The 340-nt window shown below is 73.5% G+C and carries 1 protein-coding gene; it reads left to right on the forward strand.

Annotated features, from left to right (window positions below; translation table 11 throughout):
- Positions 1–340, forward strand: a 340-nt coding sequence (locus A9Z05_RS33355) for an FAD-dependent oxidoreductase (protein WP_141723536.1), incomplete at both ends; no start/stop codon positions are given.

Genomic DNA, 340 nt, shown 5'->3' on the forward strand with positions numbered 1-340 from the left:
CAGCGTGCGCACGCTGATGAAGAACGAGCTCGGCGTCGACTGGGAACCCGTGCCGACCGGCGCGCTGCGCGAGCGGCTGAAGACGCGGCGCTATTACGGCGGCCTGTTCGAGCCGAACGCATTCCATTTCCATCCGCTCAAGTACGTGCTCGGCGTCGCGGCGGCGGCATCACGCGGCGGCGCACGCGTGTACGAACGCTCGGCCGCGCTCGGCATCGCGCGCGACGGCGCCGGCTACGTCGTGCGCACGGCGCAGGGCGCGGTGCGCGCGAAGGACGTCGTGTTCGCCGGCGGCGGCTACGCGCGCGGCGTGTCGCCGCGCATCGAGCGCGCGGTGCTG

It is taken from the genome of Burkholderia sp. A2, from assembly GCF_001729305.1.
GTDB lineage: Bacteria > Pseudomonadota > Gammaproteobacteria > Burkholderiales > Burkholderiaceae > Burkholderia > Burkholderia sola.